Below are 16,609 nucleotides of genomic sequence, written 5' to 3'. Positions count from 1 at the left end.
ATAATAAAGATGGTGATTAAAATGAGAAATAAGTATATGAAAATACAAGAAGATCTGGCTGAACATATTCGCAAAGGTAGGATTAAGCCAGGAGATTTGCTTCCTTCAGAAAACGAATTATGTGAGACTTACTCAGCTTCGAGAGAAACGATTCGGAAAGCGTTGAAAATGTTGGCGGAGGATGGTTATATTCATAAAGTCCAAGGAAAAGGTTCGATTGTTTTGGATGTGTCAAAATTTGATTTTCCAATTTCAGGACTTGTTAGCTTTAAGGAAGTTTCCAAAAAAATGGGGCACCGGGCCAAGACCATTGTTCAGCAATTCGGAAAGATATTGCCGACACCTGAATTGAAAAGCATTATTCAGGTAGCTGAGGACGATGAGTTATGGGAAGTCTATCGTATTCGTGAAATTGATGGCGAAAAAATTATTCTTGACAAGGATTATCTCGTCAAAAAAGTCGTTCCTTATCTAACAAAAGAAATATGTGAAAACTCTATTTATGAGTTTTTAGAAGGAGAACTGGGGTTAACGATTTCGTTTGCAAAAAAGGAAATTACTATGGAAGAGCCAACAGAAGAAGATCGGAATTTTTTGGATTTGGATGGATTCCATTCCATTGTAGTAGTAAAAAACTTTGTCTATTTAGATGATGCAAGTATGTTCCAATATACAGAGTCACGACATCGACCGGATAAGTTTCGATTTGTCGACTTTGCGCGACGTAAATAAATACTAGAATGCAGCCTAAATCGCTTTTGGTTTAGGTTTTTTTGTTTACAGGGGTTTAATATGTTTGAAGGATAACGCTAAGTAGAAAGAGATTAAAGTAGGAGTCGCCTTTCTTGGAGCATTTAACGTAGTCGGTACAGTAAATTGGATTAATCGGGTATTGTCTTCATCGGTTGGCAGGTAATACCTGTTTTACCAAAGCGGCCAATTTCACTTTTCTATGATAATATAAAGCAAGAAATAGGAAAGGTAGAGAAGGCAATGTCTAGAGGAGAACGATTGCTACAACAACGATATGGTACGACGAAAAGAGCGTCCTCATTTTATGAGAATCAAATGGTAGATTTCCTAAATGAACGAATGATTCAGTTTATCGGAGAACAATCAATGGTTTTCATTGCCACGGCCGATGATAAAGGGAATTGTGATTCCTCTTTTCGAGCCGGAATACCTGGATTTGTACGCGTACTTGATAACAGAACATTAATCTATCCTGAATACCGGGGAAATGGTGTTCTAGCAAGTTTAGGGAATATTATAGAAAATCCTCATATCGGTTTAATGTTCATAGATTTTTTGGAAAAAAAGGTTGGGTTACATGTAAACGGCAAAGCAAGGATTATTGAAAACAATCAATTAGCGGCTGAGTTACAAATATCTCGTACATTGCTTGGGGATATTGTAGAAAAGGAAGGTAGCAAGCCTGAACGATGGGTTGTAGTGAAAGTTGAGGAAGCTTACATCCACTGCTCAAAGCATATTCCAAAAATGAAAAAGGTTGATAGCACTATAGATTGGGGAAGCGATGATGAAGTGGCTAAGGGAGGAGATTTCTTTCATGTCAAACAAGAGAAAAAACAACCGAAATAATTAATAAATGAATTGATCAAATAAAACCGGAGCTATATGAGGAAGGCACTAACGCTCCGGATCATTTGATTGAAATTTGCCCTTTGTTGATAATTCGAACAAGGGCAATGACACTTCGACAAACTAACAGTTTCATTGTTAGACTAGTCATTGTATGATACCATGTCCATCCATTTTTCCAGGTAATTAGTTTGGTTCTTTTAGCTGCAATTGTCTCAATAACCGTTTGTGGAATCACGAACGGGAAAAGTTTGAATAGGATGCCTGATAATCTGCTGTTTAATGTCCACTGATTATAGTAAAGAAGCATTAATGGGTAATGAATAAAGTCAAATGGCAAATGAATTTTATGATTAGGAAACAGTTTTCTTGGATATTTTAAATACCCTTTTGCTACTAAATATTGATCAAGGACGCCATTCCCAATGACACTGACCAGATAAACAATCAACCAATCTTTGAATGAGCGTTTGACAATCGCAAATGGTAGTAAAATAAGGCCAGTAATGGTTGTTAGAGTCAAAAATGAATATTCAATTCCCCTTTTTTTCAAATTCCCCACCTCGTTTTTAATATGTTCGGAAAAGAGACTTTTATGTAACGGTTGTTTTAATAAGTGGATAGAGGTGATGAAATTGTTTTTAAATGGCAAAAGGCTCGGATTGGGTACCGAGCAATTTTGGGAAGATGACAATAGTTTTCTCCCTGTTGATTGCGGATCTTTGGTTTAGAGGATCAATGGCTACTGGTGAACAGAACCACGTTCAAAATGATTCATGTCTGTTAGTTCAATAATGTATTCGTAGTTGACTATGGATTTAAGAATCTCTTCTTTTTCTTCCTGGGATAGACTAGCATCGTGCATTTTATTTTCTAAGTTTTGCTTCATTGACTCTAAAAATTGTCTCACTTCTTTGTATTCCATCATCCTTAACACCTTCTCTCTATAGATTTCCTTTCAAACTATTTTTGTAAACGCTTTCTTACTCTTATTATATACGATATTTTTCTTTGTTCAGCAGGGCTACTATTGCAGAATTGTGAAAGCTTTTTGAGAACTATGTGAAGGTGTTTATGATATGTAAATCGATGATTTTTTAACTCTTCTCACTTTGGAAAAGATTTGTTTGATTTTCAAAAATTATCCTCTTTTTTCTTAATAAACAATGTTTTAAAAAACAAAGGCATATAATTCAATTGTCACAGAATAAGATGGAAAGAATTAACTGAATTATAGGTTAAAAGGAGGGGGTTATTTGAGTGAATTGCAATCAAGGTTTGGCGAGGGATTGAACAAACTTCAAGATTCGCTGCAACAAGGGAAACAAAAATTACATACCGCCCAAGAAATGAATCAATTCAAAAAGGTGATTAATGAAACAAGTGAAAAACGGGCTGAAATAATTTTAAAGCTTGGAGAAATGGTGTATAAAAAAATTCGCTTACAGGAAATTTCTGACCCAGAACTAACTAAACTATCGCAAGATTTATTTCAGTTCGATCAGCAAATCTTTCGTACAGAGGTAGAACTAGGCAAACGAACGGAAAAATCGAATCAACATCAACATGCTTGTTCCAACTGTCATAATCAAATATTGCTAGGAGATAAATTTTGCGGTTCATGCGGATTTAAAGTCGAAGAGGTTCCAGTTTCAGAGATAATCGAAACAAAAACCTGTTCTATATGTGAGGAACAAGTGCCCGTTAGTGCCATTTTTTGTGGTTGCTGTGGAAGTCATTTAGTAGGGTAATGGAGGGAATCTATGTACTGTAAAACATGTGGTGAAAAAAACTTCTCTCCAAGTAATTATTGTGTCCGCGATGGAACCTATCAATCGCAGGAAAAGTTCGGTTTCAAACTTTCTGGAAAACGAAAATTTTGCCAAGATTGTGGGAGAGAAAGTCGTCCTCACTTTAATTATTGTTTGTCCTGTGGTTCAGCTTTAGGGCTTTATACGTCTAAGCAAAACAAGCGGACTCCATCACCTGTTAGTGTAATTGAGAAAGATACCAAGATGTTCAATTCGAAGTTATTAGTTGTTCATAAATTATCCATTGAACAGTTTAAAAAGGGACTATTTCCGGCTATTCTGTCGGTTGTAATTTTGGCGATGCTCTCGTTTGTTGTTTTAAATGTGTCACAAAACTTTGTTCAGGACTTTGTATTTAATGAAACGACTGAGCTAGATGAGATCACTAGAACATTAGAAAATATGGCTCTTGAGTCAGAAGTTGAGATTCCAGATTTAACAAATATGATTAATCTAACTGATGTAATGTTATATGCCAACCTTCAAGGATCGGTCATAGAATGGAGTGCGACAGGAGATGGGGAGGCCGTTCGGGGTACCTTTGAGCTAGAAAATAGTGCTGTTATCTATATGGCCCTTCCGCTTATTTCGCTATTTGTGGGTGGTCTCATCCTTGGCCGCAGGAACCGAGAAACAGTGGACAGTTTACTAAGTATGAATTTCGCCATGGCGATTATTTACGCACTAGTATTAGCGGTCATCAGCCTGTTTGCAGGATTTTCATATAGCGCATCATTTGTAGATGAGTATTTTTCAGTTGACTTTACACTAGTGAATCAATATTCATTTGTTCGTACCCTTGTATTTAGCTTTGTATTTGCGTTTGTATTTGCTGGTTTAGGCAGTTTGTTTTCTAAAAATTACCGAAAATTCTCTGGACAATTATCTTCGTTGATGCCTTATGGTGAAGGTGTTCATCAGGCTTTTTCGACGATTGTCCGTGGAATAGGGATATGGTTTGTAGTCGGATCTATCTTTTTTTTTACAAAGGTTCATGATTTGAAGGAGAACATCGGATGGTTTTTAGGGGATACACCTATGATGACGTTGCTCGAGAAAGGTTTTATTGTTGTTGTTTCGCTTTCGGCCCAGTTCAGTACTTATGTATGGAACTTGTTACACTTGGCTCCACTCACCTTAACCGTAAGAGACGACACAGAAGAAATGACGGTAAATTATTCGATTATAAATGGGGTAACGAGTAGTGATTTCAACGAATCTGAGTTCCATTATGTACAACAGCTAATCGCCAATACCGATATAGGCTTTTATCTTAAGGTTGCAATAATCCTTCCCATTTTGTTGTTCCTCTGGGCAGGATACCGAATCTCGTTACAGCAAGAAAATACGCTCATGCACATGGTAGTTTTTAGTATTACTTATGGGGTTCTGATGAGCTTTGTTGCTTCCATTACCGATCTAGTTTTCGCTACCACATTGTATGAAAATGGTTATCCTAGTAAGCAAATGGGATTCATGCTTGGGTTTAGTACCTTTGGTATATTTATACGCAGTTTCTTGTTTGCGTTTATTTTTGCGTATATTGGTACATGGTTAAGGAACATAAATATACGTACTAAAATAGTGAGAAAGCTTTAATTCAATAAAGAGGGCGAGCTTGAAGGAACCTTGTAAGGAATTATATAAGGTTTCTCCGTTCTGATTAGGGTATGTGGAGGAGTGATGTCATGGGATTCTGTAGGACTTGTGGGAGTCAATTAAAGGTTGAACAAGAATTTTGTCCACAGTGTGGCGCCAAAATAGATCAAAGAATTAAACAAAAATCTGAAGCTCCACAGAAGCAAACAAATACCTTAAAACAACCAAGCCGACCATTGTTTAACAGTAAAAAAACAAAAATAATAGTCGTAGCTGGAATCGTTACTTTCATAATGTTCCTATCAAGTTATTTTTTTATAAAGCGGATTACTGCCCCAGAGGCAATTGCGGAAAAGTTTATTGAAGCGATGCTTGCCGAGGATGTTGCGACAGTACAAAATTTTCTTGATGATGGCCAGCATGGCCTACAACTGGATGATGAGCAGATTGAACAATTCCTAGAATATATCAATGACCACCCACAGATTTTAACAGCTTTTTCCGAGAAACTACTGAGTGATGCTAAAAAATATGAAGGGAATGTAATTACAAAAGAGAAAGAAAACGCAACAACACTTGTAAAACTGTCAAACAAAGGTTCAAAATGGATACTTTTTGATGATTATCAGGTGGAAATTAATACTTTTTATATTGAAGTTAATAGTGATTTAGAAAATACCGGAATTTATTTGAATGATGAAAAAGTGGGAAGTATGGAGGAGTTCACGAAAACAATCGGTCCAGTATTACCAGGTAAATATACAGTGAAAGTGGTATATGATGGCGATTTTGGGAAGGTAGAGCAAACGAAAAAAATTGATACAATAGAACATGATGATGAAACACTTACTCTTGAATTTCAATGGTCTGAGTATTTTATCTCTATCGCATCTAACTACGAGGATGCGGTATTGTATGTAAATAATGAAAGTACAAAAATGCAAATCGGGGAGTTAACTGAAATAGGGCCAGTGCCAAAGGATGGAAGCGTTAGAGTCCATGCGCAGAAAAAATTTGAAGATGAAGTAAAGAAAAGTGAAGAAATTCTATTAACCTCAAATGTCGCTCGTGCAAATTTAGAAATTGATTATCAAGAACCTAAGAAGGAACAACAAGTACAATCTCAACCCGAACAGAAGCCAACACCTGAACCACAACCTCAACCAGTTGAAAGAATACCAACCTCCTATTCTTATCATGACAGCAGTATAGAGGAATCAGCTATCGCCAATACGATTTTCTATCATTATAACACTATTTCTGCTGATGATTTTCGAGCGGCTTATCATGTGTTTTCAGCAGACCGGAAATCCAAAGTGACATATGATGGTTGGGTGAAAGGGCTTCAGGATAATATTCAGGATGTAGTGACAACTTTAAATGTAACAGAAATCAACGGCAAAACAGCGAAAGCATATATAGAAATGACTTCATATGATCAACAAAAAGACGGAAAAACTTTGGTTCAACAATGGGCAGGGAATTGGAATTTAGTGAAGGAGAGCGATGGCTGGAAGCTTCATAAAGCAGATATCGAGAAAAAGTCATCATGGTCAGAGTGATGGAGACAAACATTGTTACCAATCGATGCTGGGCAATTGCCGTCGTGACATTGGGGGTGATGTTTCTCTTGGTGTTTGTCGGCTGTTCTAGGACCGATCTTTCAACCACCTTAGAGGAAAAAGAAGAAATTCAAGTTAAATCAGATTTTACGGAAAGCGTAGAGGGGCCAAAAGATATACAGAATGAAGAACGTGAGGCATCATCAGAGGTGGAAGAGCAACCAGTGGATTCAGCGTTCTTACAAATTGAACATGATGTTCAACAACAAGTAGAGAAACTAATTGCTAGTATGACATTAGAGGAGAAAATCGGGCAAATGATTGTGGTCGGTTTTTCAAGCAAAGCCATTGATTCTCATATTAAAGCAATGATCCAAGAGTATAAGGCTGGTGGAGTGATTTTATATGACCGGAACATGGATTCACCTAAACAAGTAAAGGAATTAACAGACAGCTTGCAGTGGTTAGCGAGAGGAAATGAACATAAAATTCCTTTAATGATTAGCATCGACCAAGAGGGCGGGCAAATCGTTCGCATGAGAGACAAAGTAGCCAAAAAGCCATCACAGAAAGAACTTGGAATACGAGGTGATGATGTTGTTATTTATGAAACCAATCTCCAAACGGGAAAAGAACTGATGGAGATGGGGATTCAAGTTAATCATGCACCCGTACTTGATTTATCCGCAACAGACAGTCGTTCGTATGGTGAGGACCCAATGCAGGCGAGTGAATATGGGAAACTAGCGGTTCAAGGGCTTAACGATGCGGGAGTTACAGCGACGTTAAAGCATTTTCCTGGCAACGGTCGCAGCGAAGTCGATCCTCATTATGAAGCTTCTTCCGTCGAAGCAAATCAACTGGATCTCGAGAATCAAGATATACTACCGTTTAAAGAAATCATGGATGGCATCGACCATCAAAATTTTTTCGTCATGGTAACTCATCTTAAATATCCTGCTTATGACGATGAACACCCTGCTAGTATTTCACCAATTATTATACAAGAGCTGTTGCGGGGCAAGCTTCAGTATGAGGGGCTCGTGGTCACCGATGACCTTGAAATGGGAGCCGTTAACAAATATTTTACCTACAAGGATTTAGGATATAGTGCTGTGGACGCGGGAAATGATTTGTTATTGGTATGTCATACATTTGATAGCCAAAAACAAGTGATCCAGGGAATACAGGAAGCTGTCGAAAATAAACAATTAAGTGAAGAGCGGATTGATGAATCAGTAAGGCGAATTTTACTATATAAATTGAATCATATGAATGGAGGAAACAAACAAGAACATTAAAGAAAGGAAGCAGAGGCTCCGTCTGCTTCCTTTCTTATGGAAATTAAGATTTGCTTTCATTATGATAAAAGTTCAAGGAGAACGTTACCAATAATTTGCCCCGCTGATTTAGGAGCAACTTTCCCGGGAAGACCTAAAGCCCAAACAGTGTTTATTCCATGTTGTTTAGCGAACTCAAAATCCGTTCCTCCTGGTTTTGATGCAACATCAATAACGAGAGCGTGGCGCGGCAGGTTTGCAAGTACGGAGGAAGTTAGAACCATATGAGGAATTGTATTGATACAAATATCAACATCACTTAAGTCTTGTTCAAGATTATTTAAGTGACAGGGTGTTAGTCCAATTTCACTAATACGGGCAAAATCGGCTTCTTTACGAGCGCTCACGTAAACGTGCGCACCAACACCTGCAAATACGCGAGCTAATGTTTTTCCAACGCGTCCATATCCAAGGACCATCACTTTCGAACCATGGATCATAAAGTCTGTCTGTTCCATAGCAAGTTGCAAGGTCCCTTCGGCAGTTGGGATTGAATTGAGAATCGCCACATCATCTCGTTCAAACAGTGGAACCAGTTTCCTCTCAGTTTTAGCTACTAAATCCTGTAAATAAGATGTTTGTACACCTGTATAAATCACACAGTGCTTGGGTGTTTTGTTTACCTGGTCGTGTGTTAGTGCGAGCTCTTGTTCAGCAAATGGAGCTTTGATTTTGCCTTGTTGATCAATACCAGAGACGGGGACAAGGATTGCATCCATGGTATGAAACTCTATCTCTTGAAGACTAATTTTCTCGTTTATGATTGTATGCTCGGGATGCTGCTCAAACCCTACTAAGGTAATATCCTTTCCTTTTGCAAAAAGAAGCTTGGCAACTTCTAGTTGGCGAACATCTCCACCTATGATTAAGATTTTTTGATTCAATTTGGATTCCCCTTTATATAAAACATGTAATGAATAGTTTTCAAATTCACAAACACCAATATGGTAAACTATATGTACGAAAATCAGCTTTAGGAACGCGAAATAACATTTTTGGGTACCGGATTTTTAATTCTGGGTAGAGCTTAATCGATAAGAAAGGCAAGTTTGTTGCGTTAACATGTTCTAGCCCGGATTAAATGTAGCTAAGTTTAGAATTTTTTAATTATTTCATCATTTTGTAATTTGTAGCCTTGGGAAACATCCGTTAGGAACGAATACGAGGCCGCTAATCCTTATAACTGGAGGACCTTTAACTTAAACATTAGAAATTTTTGCAATCAATCTTGAACAATTTCCTCTTCCCCACCTTGCCGATTTACGACGTCTCGCATGGCTTGTAAAAAAGCGTCGGGTTTTTCGAGCATTGGTTCGTGCATGGCATCGTCAATAACGACCAGTTTTTTATCTGGTGCTTTGATTTGGTTGAAATATTCCACTGCTAAACAAGTCGGAACTTGCCAATCCTTCTTTCCTAAGAGGTAATAAATAGGTATATGATAGGCAGGAGAACTGTCAACCAAATCAAAGTAAAAGATTTCCTCAAGCAGTTCGGTCAGCATTTGTGCGCTCAGCTGCGGAGCTAATAAATCCTCTTCTGAAAACAGTGGACTCTGTTTGATCCAAGCTAAATTCTTTTTCTTATTATCAACACACATTCCTAACTCTACTTGTAGTTTTCGAAATGTCCCCATTTTACGTAAAAACTCAGCAGGCGTTTCCCCTGGGTATCTACCCAAGTTCTCAAGCCGTTTTAATCTCTTTTCATCCTTGCTGGCGTAAAGTCGTTGGATCATTTCTTGATAACTCTTTTTTTCATTTTGCACGGGAGCAATTACTTGTCCGACGCCGATGTAAAAAGCGAGATGCTCTGGAAATTGTTGTGCATAAATGGACCCAATCATTGTGCCCCAAGAATGAGCTAAAATCCCAATTTTTGCTTTGTTGTATTTTCTTTTTAAATAAAGAATAAGTTCATGTATATCCTCAATCATGTGTTGAAAAGATGGTTTTGTTTCCGGATTTCGAATAGCGGTTTTTCCAGCACCACGTTGATCATAATAGACCATTGTAAAATAAGGACTCCAGGATTCAAGCAAATATGCTTTATTAGAAAATGGATTGCCTGGTCCCCCATGAAGATGAAGAATGACTGGATTATCATAATGACTTCCCTGATGATAGATAAACTGTTGAATCCCATTGATTTTAACGAATTCAGCTTGATTGATTTGTTTTTCCGTCGTTTGTAGTGTTTGGATTTTATTCACGATTGTGTTCCTCTTGTAATCATTTCTTTTAATTTGTTTAATCGTATAATATTTAGAAAAATTTTGCTAATAAATAAAACATATTTTATTTGAAAAAATACTGCCGCTTAATTGATGTTTTCTGTTATTAAGCGCAATCTTTTGGTACGATAAGAGCGAAGTTCATAGGAAAGAGGGAAACATCATGAAAAAAATAGCTGTATTAACAAGTGGTGGTGATGCGCCAGGAATGAATGCTGCAATTCGTGCTGTTGTTAGACGAGGCATTGATCTTGGGTTGGAAGTGTATGGTGTTCGCCACGGATATGTTGGGTTAATGGCCGGTGATTTTATCAAAATGGAGCTTGGGAGCGTCGGCGATATCATCCACCGTGGTGGAACTATTTTGCGAAGCGCACGCAGTGAAGAGTTTAAAACAGTTGAAGGACAGCAAAAAGCGATTGACCAATTAAAAACTGCTGAGATTGATGGTTTGGTGGTGATTGGTGGCGATGGGTCGTTTATGGGTGCTGGCAAATTAACGGAACAAGGATTCCCGACCATTGGTGTTCCGGGAACCATTGATAATGATATTTCAGGGACAGATTATTCGATTGGATTTGACACCGCTGTCAATACGGTTATTGAAGCGATTGATAAAATTCGAGATACCGCGTATTCTCATGAAAGGATTTGTATCGTTGAAGTAATGGGACGTAATGCCGGTGATATTGCATTATGGACCGGACTCACATCTGGGGCGGAATCAATCTTAATCCCTGAAGCTCCATATAATTTCGATGATGTGATTCAACGGATTCAAAATGGACAAGAGCGTGGGAAAATGCATAGTATTATTGTTGTTGCTGAAGGAGTGTGTAGTGGGGAGGATTTGAAAAACGAAATTAAAGCGAAAGCTGGTTTAAATACAAATGTAATTGTACTTGGCTATCTCCAACGCGGAGGTCATCCAACTGCATATGACCGTATGATGGCAAGCAGAATGGGGGCAAGGGCGGTTGATTTGTTACTTGATGGGGAAAAGGGCCTTATGGTAGGTTGGAAAAAAGGACAACTTGTAAACCCTTCTTTTGCAGAAGCTGCAATAGAGAAGCATGAAATAAACTTGGAAGACTATTCCCTTGCAAGAAGTATTTCAATCTAAGTACATAGGACAAACAGAGAAATGACTTGCTCTTTTGTCATAATGTGAGGTGGAAGATGGATTTTTTAAAAACGATAGAACCCCATTTACGGAGTGAGGATCCACTAATTTTAGAAACAGTTCTCCATGCCTTGGCGGATTACCCGAATGTGCCTGAGGAGTGGACATATGAATTATTAAAATTAGCGTTTCAGAATGAAGAACACCTCGCTTCAATTTTAATCTATATCGAAAATCAGAGGTTGAATGAAGATGCCGTTAAATTGCTCATCAATGAAATTCCGTTGATGAACCAATCTCTTCATTTAGCGGTCAATTTGGTTGAGAGAATTGAACCAAAACTAGCCCTAAAATACAAGGATCAGCTTAAAAGCTATTTAACAGAGGAACTTTGGTCGTTATACGAATTTATTGTCCATGGGACAGAGGAAGAAGTTTATGGTGAATATGGGGAAACGGTTGCAATTCTTGATACTGCTGAAACTTTCGACCATAGTCGATACTTGAAAGCAAAAAAGCTGGCTGCCTGTATTGTCGAAAAGGGATGGGTCACCGACCAAGAAATCAATCTGGAGATGCAAGACGAATTAGCGGAAGACTTGTTCTCGTTTAATGGGATATTAACGGTTTATATGATTGGTTTAATGAAACTAGAAAGGTATATTCCGACCCTTGCAAGTTTACTTGACCGAGACGATGATATCTTATTAGAGGAAGTGTCTGCTGCGTTAATCAGTTTCCAAAATGATGAGGTAGTTAAAGTTGTTACACCTTATTTACTTAATGAGAATTCCGTTATTTATGCTAGTTCAGTGATGGAGAATATTAAAACAGAGGCAGCAGTTGACGCACTAAGAAGGGCTTATTATGAAACGGAAGATAGTGAAGACCAAGCGCTCCTAATCGAAGCCCTTTGTCACCAACTTTCCCCAACGGTCACAGCGGAAATTAGTGACCATATGGACAAGGAGGAAACATCCAGCTTGGTAGACCTTGAACAAAAGGCTTATTCCTACTATACCATTTTGGGATTACATCATCCGCGGTTGGAAGAATGGCGCCAAATTGCGATGACTATTGAGGAAAATCCTAATCTCCTATCGTCTCAGCCTGAGTTGGTCACTGGTGAACCTTACCGTAACTCAAATAAAATTGGTCGCAATGACCCTTGTCCATGTGGGAGTGGGAAGAAATATAAAAAATGTTGCGGGAAATAACTCTTTATCCTATTTTCAGCTAGAAATTTGAGGGGAAAGCAGGATACTCTGTCTCCTGCTTTCTTTTTTGTTCATAATTACGGAAAGTGACCGGCTTCTTAGTTTGCGGCATTTTCCTGCATTGAATATTCATTTTTCGCGTTCCATAAGAGGTATTCATTGATGCCGAGATCGTTGGCTGCACGAATTTGCGCATTGACTTCTTTTAAGCTGTAAGGGACTTTCATGCTAAAATCTTGCAACCAAGGTCTGATGACTGCAATCGATTTCCCTTGAGAAAACGAGTTTTTGTTTTTGGTTATTGCATCTTTCAGTCCTGCTTTAATTAGGAGCCCAGGATTGGCTTCGGGGCTAGGAATTCCATAGTTGCCATCAGCATAATGAGATGGATACATCATCGGGGAGATGACATCCACAAATTGGGCAATAGTTTCCCACCTTTGTCCAATTCCCATGTCATTTTTAACTGAAGTGGTTAACCCAAAAACATCTGCTGAAATGGTGATTTTCGGTGTTTTTAATTTTGTGTATGCATGCTGGAGAAAGCTGCCGATTGTTGCTTCTTTGGATTTGTAACCTGAAGGTGCAAACGTAACTTCCTCATCGATGTTTTTATAATCAGGAAAGCGAACATAATCCCATTGAATTTCATCGAAACCTAGTTGTGCAACTTCCTTTGCAATTGAAATATTATAATTCCATACTTCTTGCCGGTGAGGATCGACCCACTTGATGCCGCTAGCGTCTTTCCATAAATCACCTGACTTATCTTTAATAGCCCATTCTGGTTTTTTCTTTGCGAGATAAGGGTCTTTGAAAACAACAATTCGGGCAATCGTATAGATGTTTTTTTCTTTAAGTTTTTGAAGTAACTTAGATAAGTCTTTTATAGGGGCGTTTTGATCACTTTGGATTTTGTGAACGATTGATAGGTCAGAATTGTACGTTAACATTCCTTCATCGTCTTTGACATCGATGACCATTGCGTTTAAGTCTGTTTTTTCAATAATCTTGAGCAATTGCCGAAACTTAGTGTCCGTGGTCACTGAGTCTGCGGTAACATAGATTCCCTTTATAGGAGTAGGAGTGGTTGGCCACTCAGTATTAAGAAAACTTACGTTTAGCATAGTGAAAATAGACAGAAAGGCAAGTAGCTTCAACATCGCATTCTCCTCGTCTAAAAAGTGATAAAAAGCTCTTATTCCTTACTGTTTCTAAAATGTAAATTTTCATACAAACGAAAATCACTACCGTTCTCCTCTGGCATCGTAGGATTCCTTCTTATGGAAATTCCTGGATGGTGCCTGGCACCTTCCAAGGTTTGGGAGATACATCAGAGGGAAAGATAGAAGGACAGAGATATTATTTGAAAGGATGATGATGAATTGCAATTAACTGGAAAGAAAATAATTAGTCTTGTTCACCATGATTTTGAAGATTTAGAGCTTTGGTATCCAATCTTGAGACTTCGGGAAGAGGGAGCGGTTGTGGAACTTGCCGGTGAAGAAGCGGATGTAAAATATGTTGGGAAATATGGAGTTCCCGCTGAATCGGACCTTGCATACAGTGATGTTCGTGCTGAGGACTATGATGCAATTCTGGTTCCTGGGGGATGGGCACCTGATAAAATTCGCCGGTTCCCTGAAGTATTAAGCTTGCTTCAAGAAATGGATAAAGCTCAAAAGCCAATCGGACAAATTTGTCACGCTGGTTGGGTCCTGATTTCCGCTAAAATTCTAAAAGGAAAGAAGGTTACTAGTACGCCAGGGATTAAGGACGACATGGAAAACGCAGGAGCTATATGGTCGGACGAACCTGTTGTCACGGATGGTCACCTCGTTTCAAGCCGTCGCCCACCTGATTTACCAGATTACCTGCGTGAGTTCATTCGTGTACTTACAAATAAATAGTTTTCCTTATCGTGTTCTTTCTCTATATAAACAGTAGATTTTCCGTATAAACAAAAGACGCTCCATTTGTGAGTGTCTTTTGTTTGGATTTTGAAATTAACTAATATGTATTTAACGAACTGCCTTTAGGAAATCTTCCTTTTCTAATTTCATGTATAGTCCCGCCAACAAAGCCAATGAACCATCCAAATTTTAATGCTAGGATAGCAAATTGGAACTGTCTTACCAAAAGTTTGAAGCAGAGCAACGATGTAGACGTTGCTCTATTTTACATAGTTTAAGAAGATGAAATCCGCCTTGGCGAAAAGTTAAGAATATTTTTTTATTGTAATAACAATGTCAACTAGGTTGACGTTTTGAAAAAATGTTTGGTATAGTTAACAAGCTCTTAGTTTGTGGAGGTGTACTAGAGAATCGGAGAATACTGATCTGGTGAACTGATTAGGAGAGAGGAAACCTTTCATAAACACTTATTATGGTGAATGAAAGAAGTAACCGGCTTAATAAGAAAGAAAGTTTTCTACTAGACTCTCTTGTGAAAAGAATCGATCTCAAGAGTCTTGAATGAAGCATCATTCATAGGTTTTTTATTGAGGATAAAGCATTTTTCATTGAAATGGATAGGTGTCCGAGTCGATCCATAAATCGACAAAGGTGAAAAATGAAATTAAAAACGACTATAAAGTCGAAGAAATGTAAAAAGGAGATTTAAATGAATACACAAATGCAAGTGAAAAATCCGAAGACAATGGCGTTTATTTTAATGTTAGGGGCTTTTATTGGGCTATTTGGTGAAACTGCATTAAATATGGCTTTGTCAAATGTGATGGAACAGTTTTCAATCACAGCCGCTACAGGACAGTGGTTGACAACTGGTTATCTTTTAGTCTTAGCAATTCTAGTACCGATTTCGGCGCTATTAATGAAGTGGTTTTCAACGAGACAATTGGTTATTGGGGGACTTGTGGTTTCGCTGCTGGGGGCGATTCTTGCGGCACTTTCTCCAAGTTTTGAAATCTTACTACTGGGGCGTTTGGTTCAAGCAATGGGAACAGGGGTTTTAATTCCGGTAATGACTAGTGTTCTGTTGATTATTTTCCCAATTCATAAACGTGGAGTAGTTATGGGAATCATGGGGCTTGTCATTACCTTAGGCCCAGCATTAGGTCCGACACTTTCGGGCGTGATTATTAGTTCATTAGGATGGCATTATATTTTCTGGATTAGTTCGATTTTCTATGTTGTTTTAACAGTTTTTGCGTTAGTTAAGATTGTAAATGTATCAGAAATTACCAAACCTAAGATTGATGTTGGCTCGATTTTATTATCTACACTTGGTTTTGGTGGTCTAATTTTTGCATTGGCGACGATGGCAGAAGCATCTTTCTCTTCACCAAAAGTATGGGGACCTTTACTTGTGGGGATTATTTCCTTAGTTTTATTTGGAGTTCGTCAAATGACGATGGCTCAACCTATGGTTAATTTACGAGTTTTCAAATATCCAATGTTTGCCCTAGGAACAGCAATAATGTTCCTCAGTATTTTGGTGATTCTGTCTACGGCGATCCTTTTGCCACTTTACCTCAAGGGTGCTTTATTATTTAGTGCAATGGTAGCCGGTTTATTATTACTTCCTGGGAATGCCGTCAATGTGATTTTGTCTCCTATTGTAGGAACGCTATTCGATAAATGGGGACCAGGTGTTTTTGTGATTACAGGCTCTGTTATCGTGTTAATAGGGAACCTTATGTTCATGATGTTTATTTCGGCAACAACACCTGTGTGGCAAATCATTCTATCTTTCATGGTGCTATTCTTTGGGTTAACAATGGTCACAATGCCTTCGCAAACAAATGCTCTTAACCAATTGCCACGTGAGTTATATGCAGATGGTTCTGCTGCTATGAATACGTTGAATCAAGTAGCAGGGGCGGCTGGTACGGCGATTGCGATTACAATTTTCACAGCAGGTCAAAGTGGCTATGTGGTTGACGTTCCAACTGCTACTCAACCTGAAATATTTGCTGCCGGTGTAAAATATGCTTTTTACTTTATCACTGGGATTTCAGCAATAACACTGATTTGTTCCTTATTTGTTCGGAAAGCTAGTGATACGCAACAACCTACTCACGCCGTAGTAAAAGCAACTCAACCAGTTCGCGATTAGGAGTCTAGTTATAAAATGGTGTGAATGACTACTTAAGGATAATGT

At 38.3% G+C, this 16,609-nt stretch carries 15 protein-coding genes; 10 read left to right on the top strand and 5 right to left on the bottom strand.

Annotation, left to right across the window (positions count from 1 at the left end; translation table 11 throughout):
* The first annotated feature begins 21 nt into the window (after nt 1-21).
* Together treR and M3182_RS12770 are read left to right on the top strand one after the other, a co-directional pair.
* A complete protein-coding gene (treR, locus tag M3182_RS12775; RefSeq protein WP_251427446.1) occupies nt 22-732 on the top strand; it encodes a trehalose operon repressor in 711 nt (236 codons plus the stop codon).
* Nucleotides 733-993: 261 nt separating this feature from the next.
* Nucleotides 994-1,602 carry a pyridoxamine 5'-phosphate oxidase family protein gene (locus M3182_RS12770; protein ID WP_251558329.1) on the top strand — a complete coding sequence of 203 codons (609 nt, stop codon included), beginning with the start codon at nt 994-996 and terminating at the stop codon, nt 1,600-1,602.
* Nucleotides 1,603-1,663: 61 nt separating this feature from the next.
* Here M3182_RS12770 and M3182_RS12765 read toward each other — a convergent pair whose 3' ends face one another.
* Both M3182_RS12765 and M3182_RS12760 read right to left on the bottom strand, forming a co-directional pair.
* Nucleotides 1,664-2,155, bottom strand: coding sequence for a CBO0543 family protein (locus tag M3182_RS12765; RefSeq protein WP_251427457.1), 492 nt, complete (start codon nt 2,153-2,155; stop codon nt 1,664-1,666).
* Between the two features lie 189 nt (nt 2,156-2,344).
* Nucleotides 2,345-2,530: a DUF3896 family protein gene (locus M3182_RS12760; RefSeq protein ID WP_251427460.1), complete on the bottom strand. Its 186-nt coding sequence runs from the start codon at nt 2,528-2,530 to the stop codon at nt 2,345-2,347.
* 328 nt (nt 2,531-2,858) lie between these two features.
* Here M3182_RS12760 and M3182_RS12755 point away from each other — a divergent pair, with 328 nt between their 5' ends.
* From M3182_RS12755 to M3182_RS12740, 4 genes are all read left to right on the top strand, one after another.
* Nucleotides 2,859-3,353: a zinc ribbon domain-containing protein gene (locus tag M3182_RS12755; protein WP_251427463.1), complete on the top strand. Its 495-nt coding sequence runs from the start codon at nt 2,859-2,861 to the stop codon at nt 3,351-3,353.
* 12 nt (nt 3,354-3,365) lie between these two features.
* A complete protein-coding gene (locus tag M3182_RS12750; protein ID WP_251558327.1) occupies nt 3,366-5,012 on the top strand; it encodes a zinc ribbon domain-containing protein in 1,647 nt (548 codons plus the stop codon).
* Nucleotides 5,013-5,101: 89 nt separating this feature from the next.
* On the top strand, nt 5,102-6,574 hold the full coding sequence (locus M3182_RS12745) for a zinc ribbon domain-containing protein (RefSeq protein WP_251558325.1): 1,473 nt from the start codon (nt 5,102-5,104) through the stop codon (nt 6,572-6,574).
* Nucleotides 6,562-7,875, top strand: coding sequence for a glycoside hydrolase family 3 protein (locus M3182_RS12740; protein WP_251558323.1), 1,314 nt, complete (start codon nt 6,562-6,564; stop codon nt 7,873-7,875). Before M3182_RS12745 ends, M3182_RS12740 begins: the two co-directional genes overlap by 13 nt.
* 59 nt (nt 7,876-7,934) lie before the next feature.
* Here M3182_RS12740 and dpsA read toward each other — a convergent pair whose 3' ends face one another.
* A complete protein-coding gene (gene dpsA, locus M3182_RS12735) occupies nt 7,935-8,798 on the bottom strand; it encodes a dipicolinate synthase subunit DpsA (RefSeq protein ID WP_251558321.1) in 864 nt (287 codons plus the stop codon).
* A gap of 338 nt (nt 8,799-9,136) precedes the next feature.
* Complete coding sequence (locus M3182_RS12730; protein ID WP_251558319.1) at nt 9,137-10,126, bottom strand: alpha/beta fold hydrolase; 990 nt, start codon at nt 10,124-10,126, stop codon at nt 9,137-9,139.
* A 184-nt stretch (nt 10,127-10,310) separates the two neighbouring features.
* Here M3182_RS12730 and pfkA point away from each other — a divergent pair, with 184 nt between their 5' ends.
* Nucleotides 10,311-11,270 carry a 6-phosphofructokinase gene (gene pfkA, locus M3182_RS12725; RefSeq protein ID WP_251427481.1) on the top strand — a complete coding sequence of 320 codons (960 nt, stop codon included), beginning with the start codon at nt 10,311-10,313 and terminating at the stop codon, nt 11,268-11,270.
* A gap of 56 nt (nt 11,271-11,326) precedes the next feature.
* Entirely contained in the window at nt 11,327-12,487 is a 1,161-nt protein-coding gene (locus M3182_RS12720; protein ID WP_251558317.1) for a YecA family protein, read from the top strand.
* Nucleotides 12,488-12,585: 98 nt separating this feature from the next.
* Here M3182_RS12720 and M3182_RS12715 read toward each other — a convergent pair whose 3' ends face one another.
* A complete protein-coding gene (locus M3182_RS12715) occupies nt 12,586-13,650 on the bottom strand; it encodes a putative glycoside hydrolase (RefSeq protein ID WP_251558315.1) in 1,065 nt (354 codons plus the stop codon).
* A gap of 222 nt (nt 13,651-13,872) precedes the next feature.
* On the opposite strand from M3182_RS12715, the gene M3182_RS12710 reads away from it, so the two are divergent.
* Nucleotides 13,873-14,397, top strand: a complete 525-nt coding sequence (locus M3182_RS12710) for a type 1 glutamine amidotransferase domain-containing protein (protein WP_251558313.1) — start codon at nt 13,873-13,875, stop codon at nt 14,395-14,397.
* Between the two features lie 712 nt (nt 14,398-15,109).
* The gene (locus M3182_RS12705) at nt 15,110-16,564 is read left to right on the top strand and encodes a DHA2 family efflux MFS transporter permease subunit (protein ID WP_251558310.1); all 1,455 of its coding nucleotides are present in this window, start codon (nt 15,110-15,112) and stop codon (nt 16,562-16,564) included.
* Nucleotides 16,565-16,609: the final 45 nt, after the last annotated feature.

This window comes from Mesobacillus maritimus (genome assembly GCF_023715205.1).
Classification (GTDB): domain Bacteria; phylum Bacillota; class Bacilli; order Bacillales; family Cytobacillaceae; genus Mesobacillus_B; species Mesobacillus_B maritimus_C.
The sequence above is the reverse complement of the archived record's forward strand: the minus strand, read 5'-3'. Positions and strand labels throughout refer to the sequence as shown.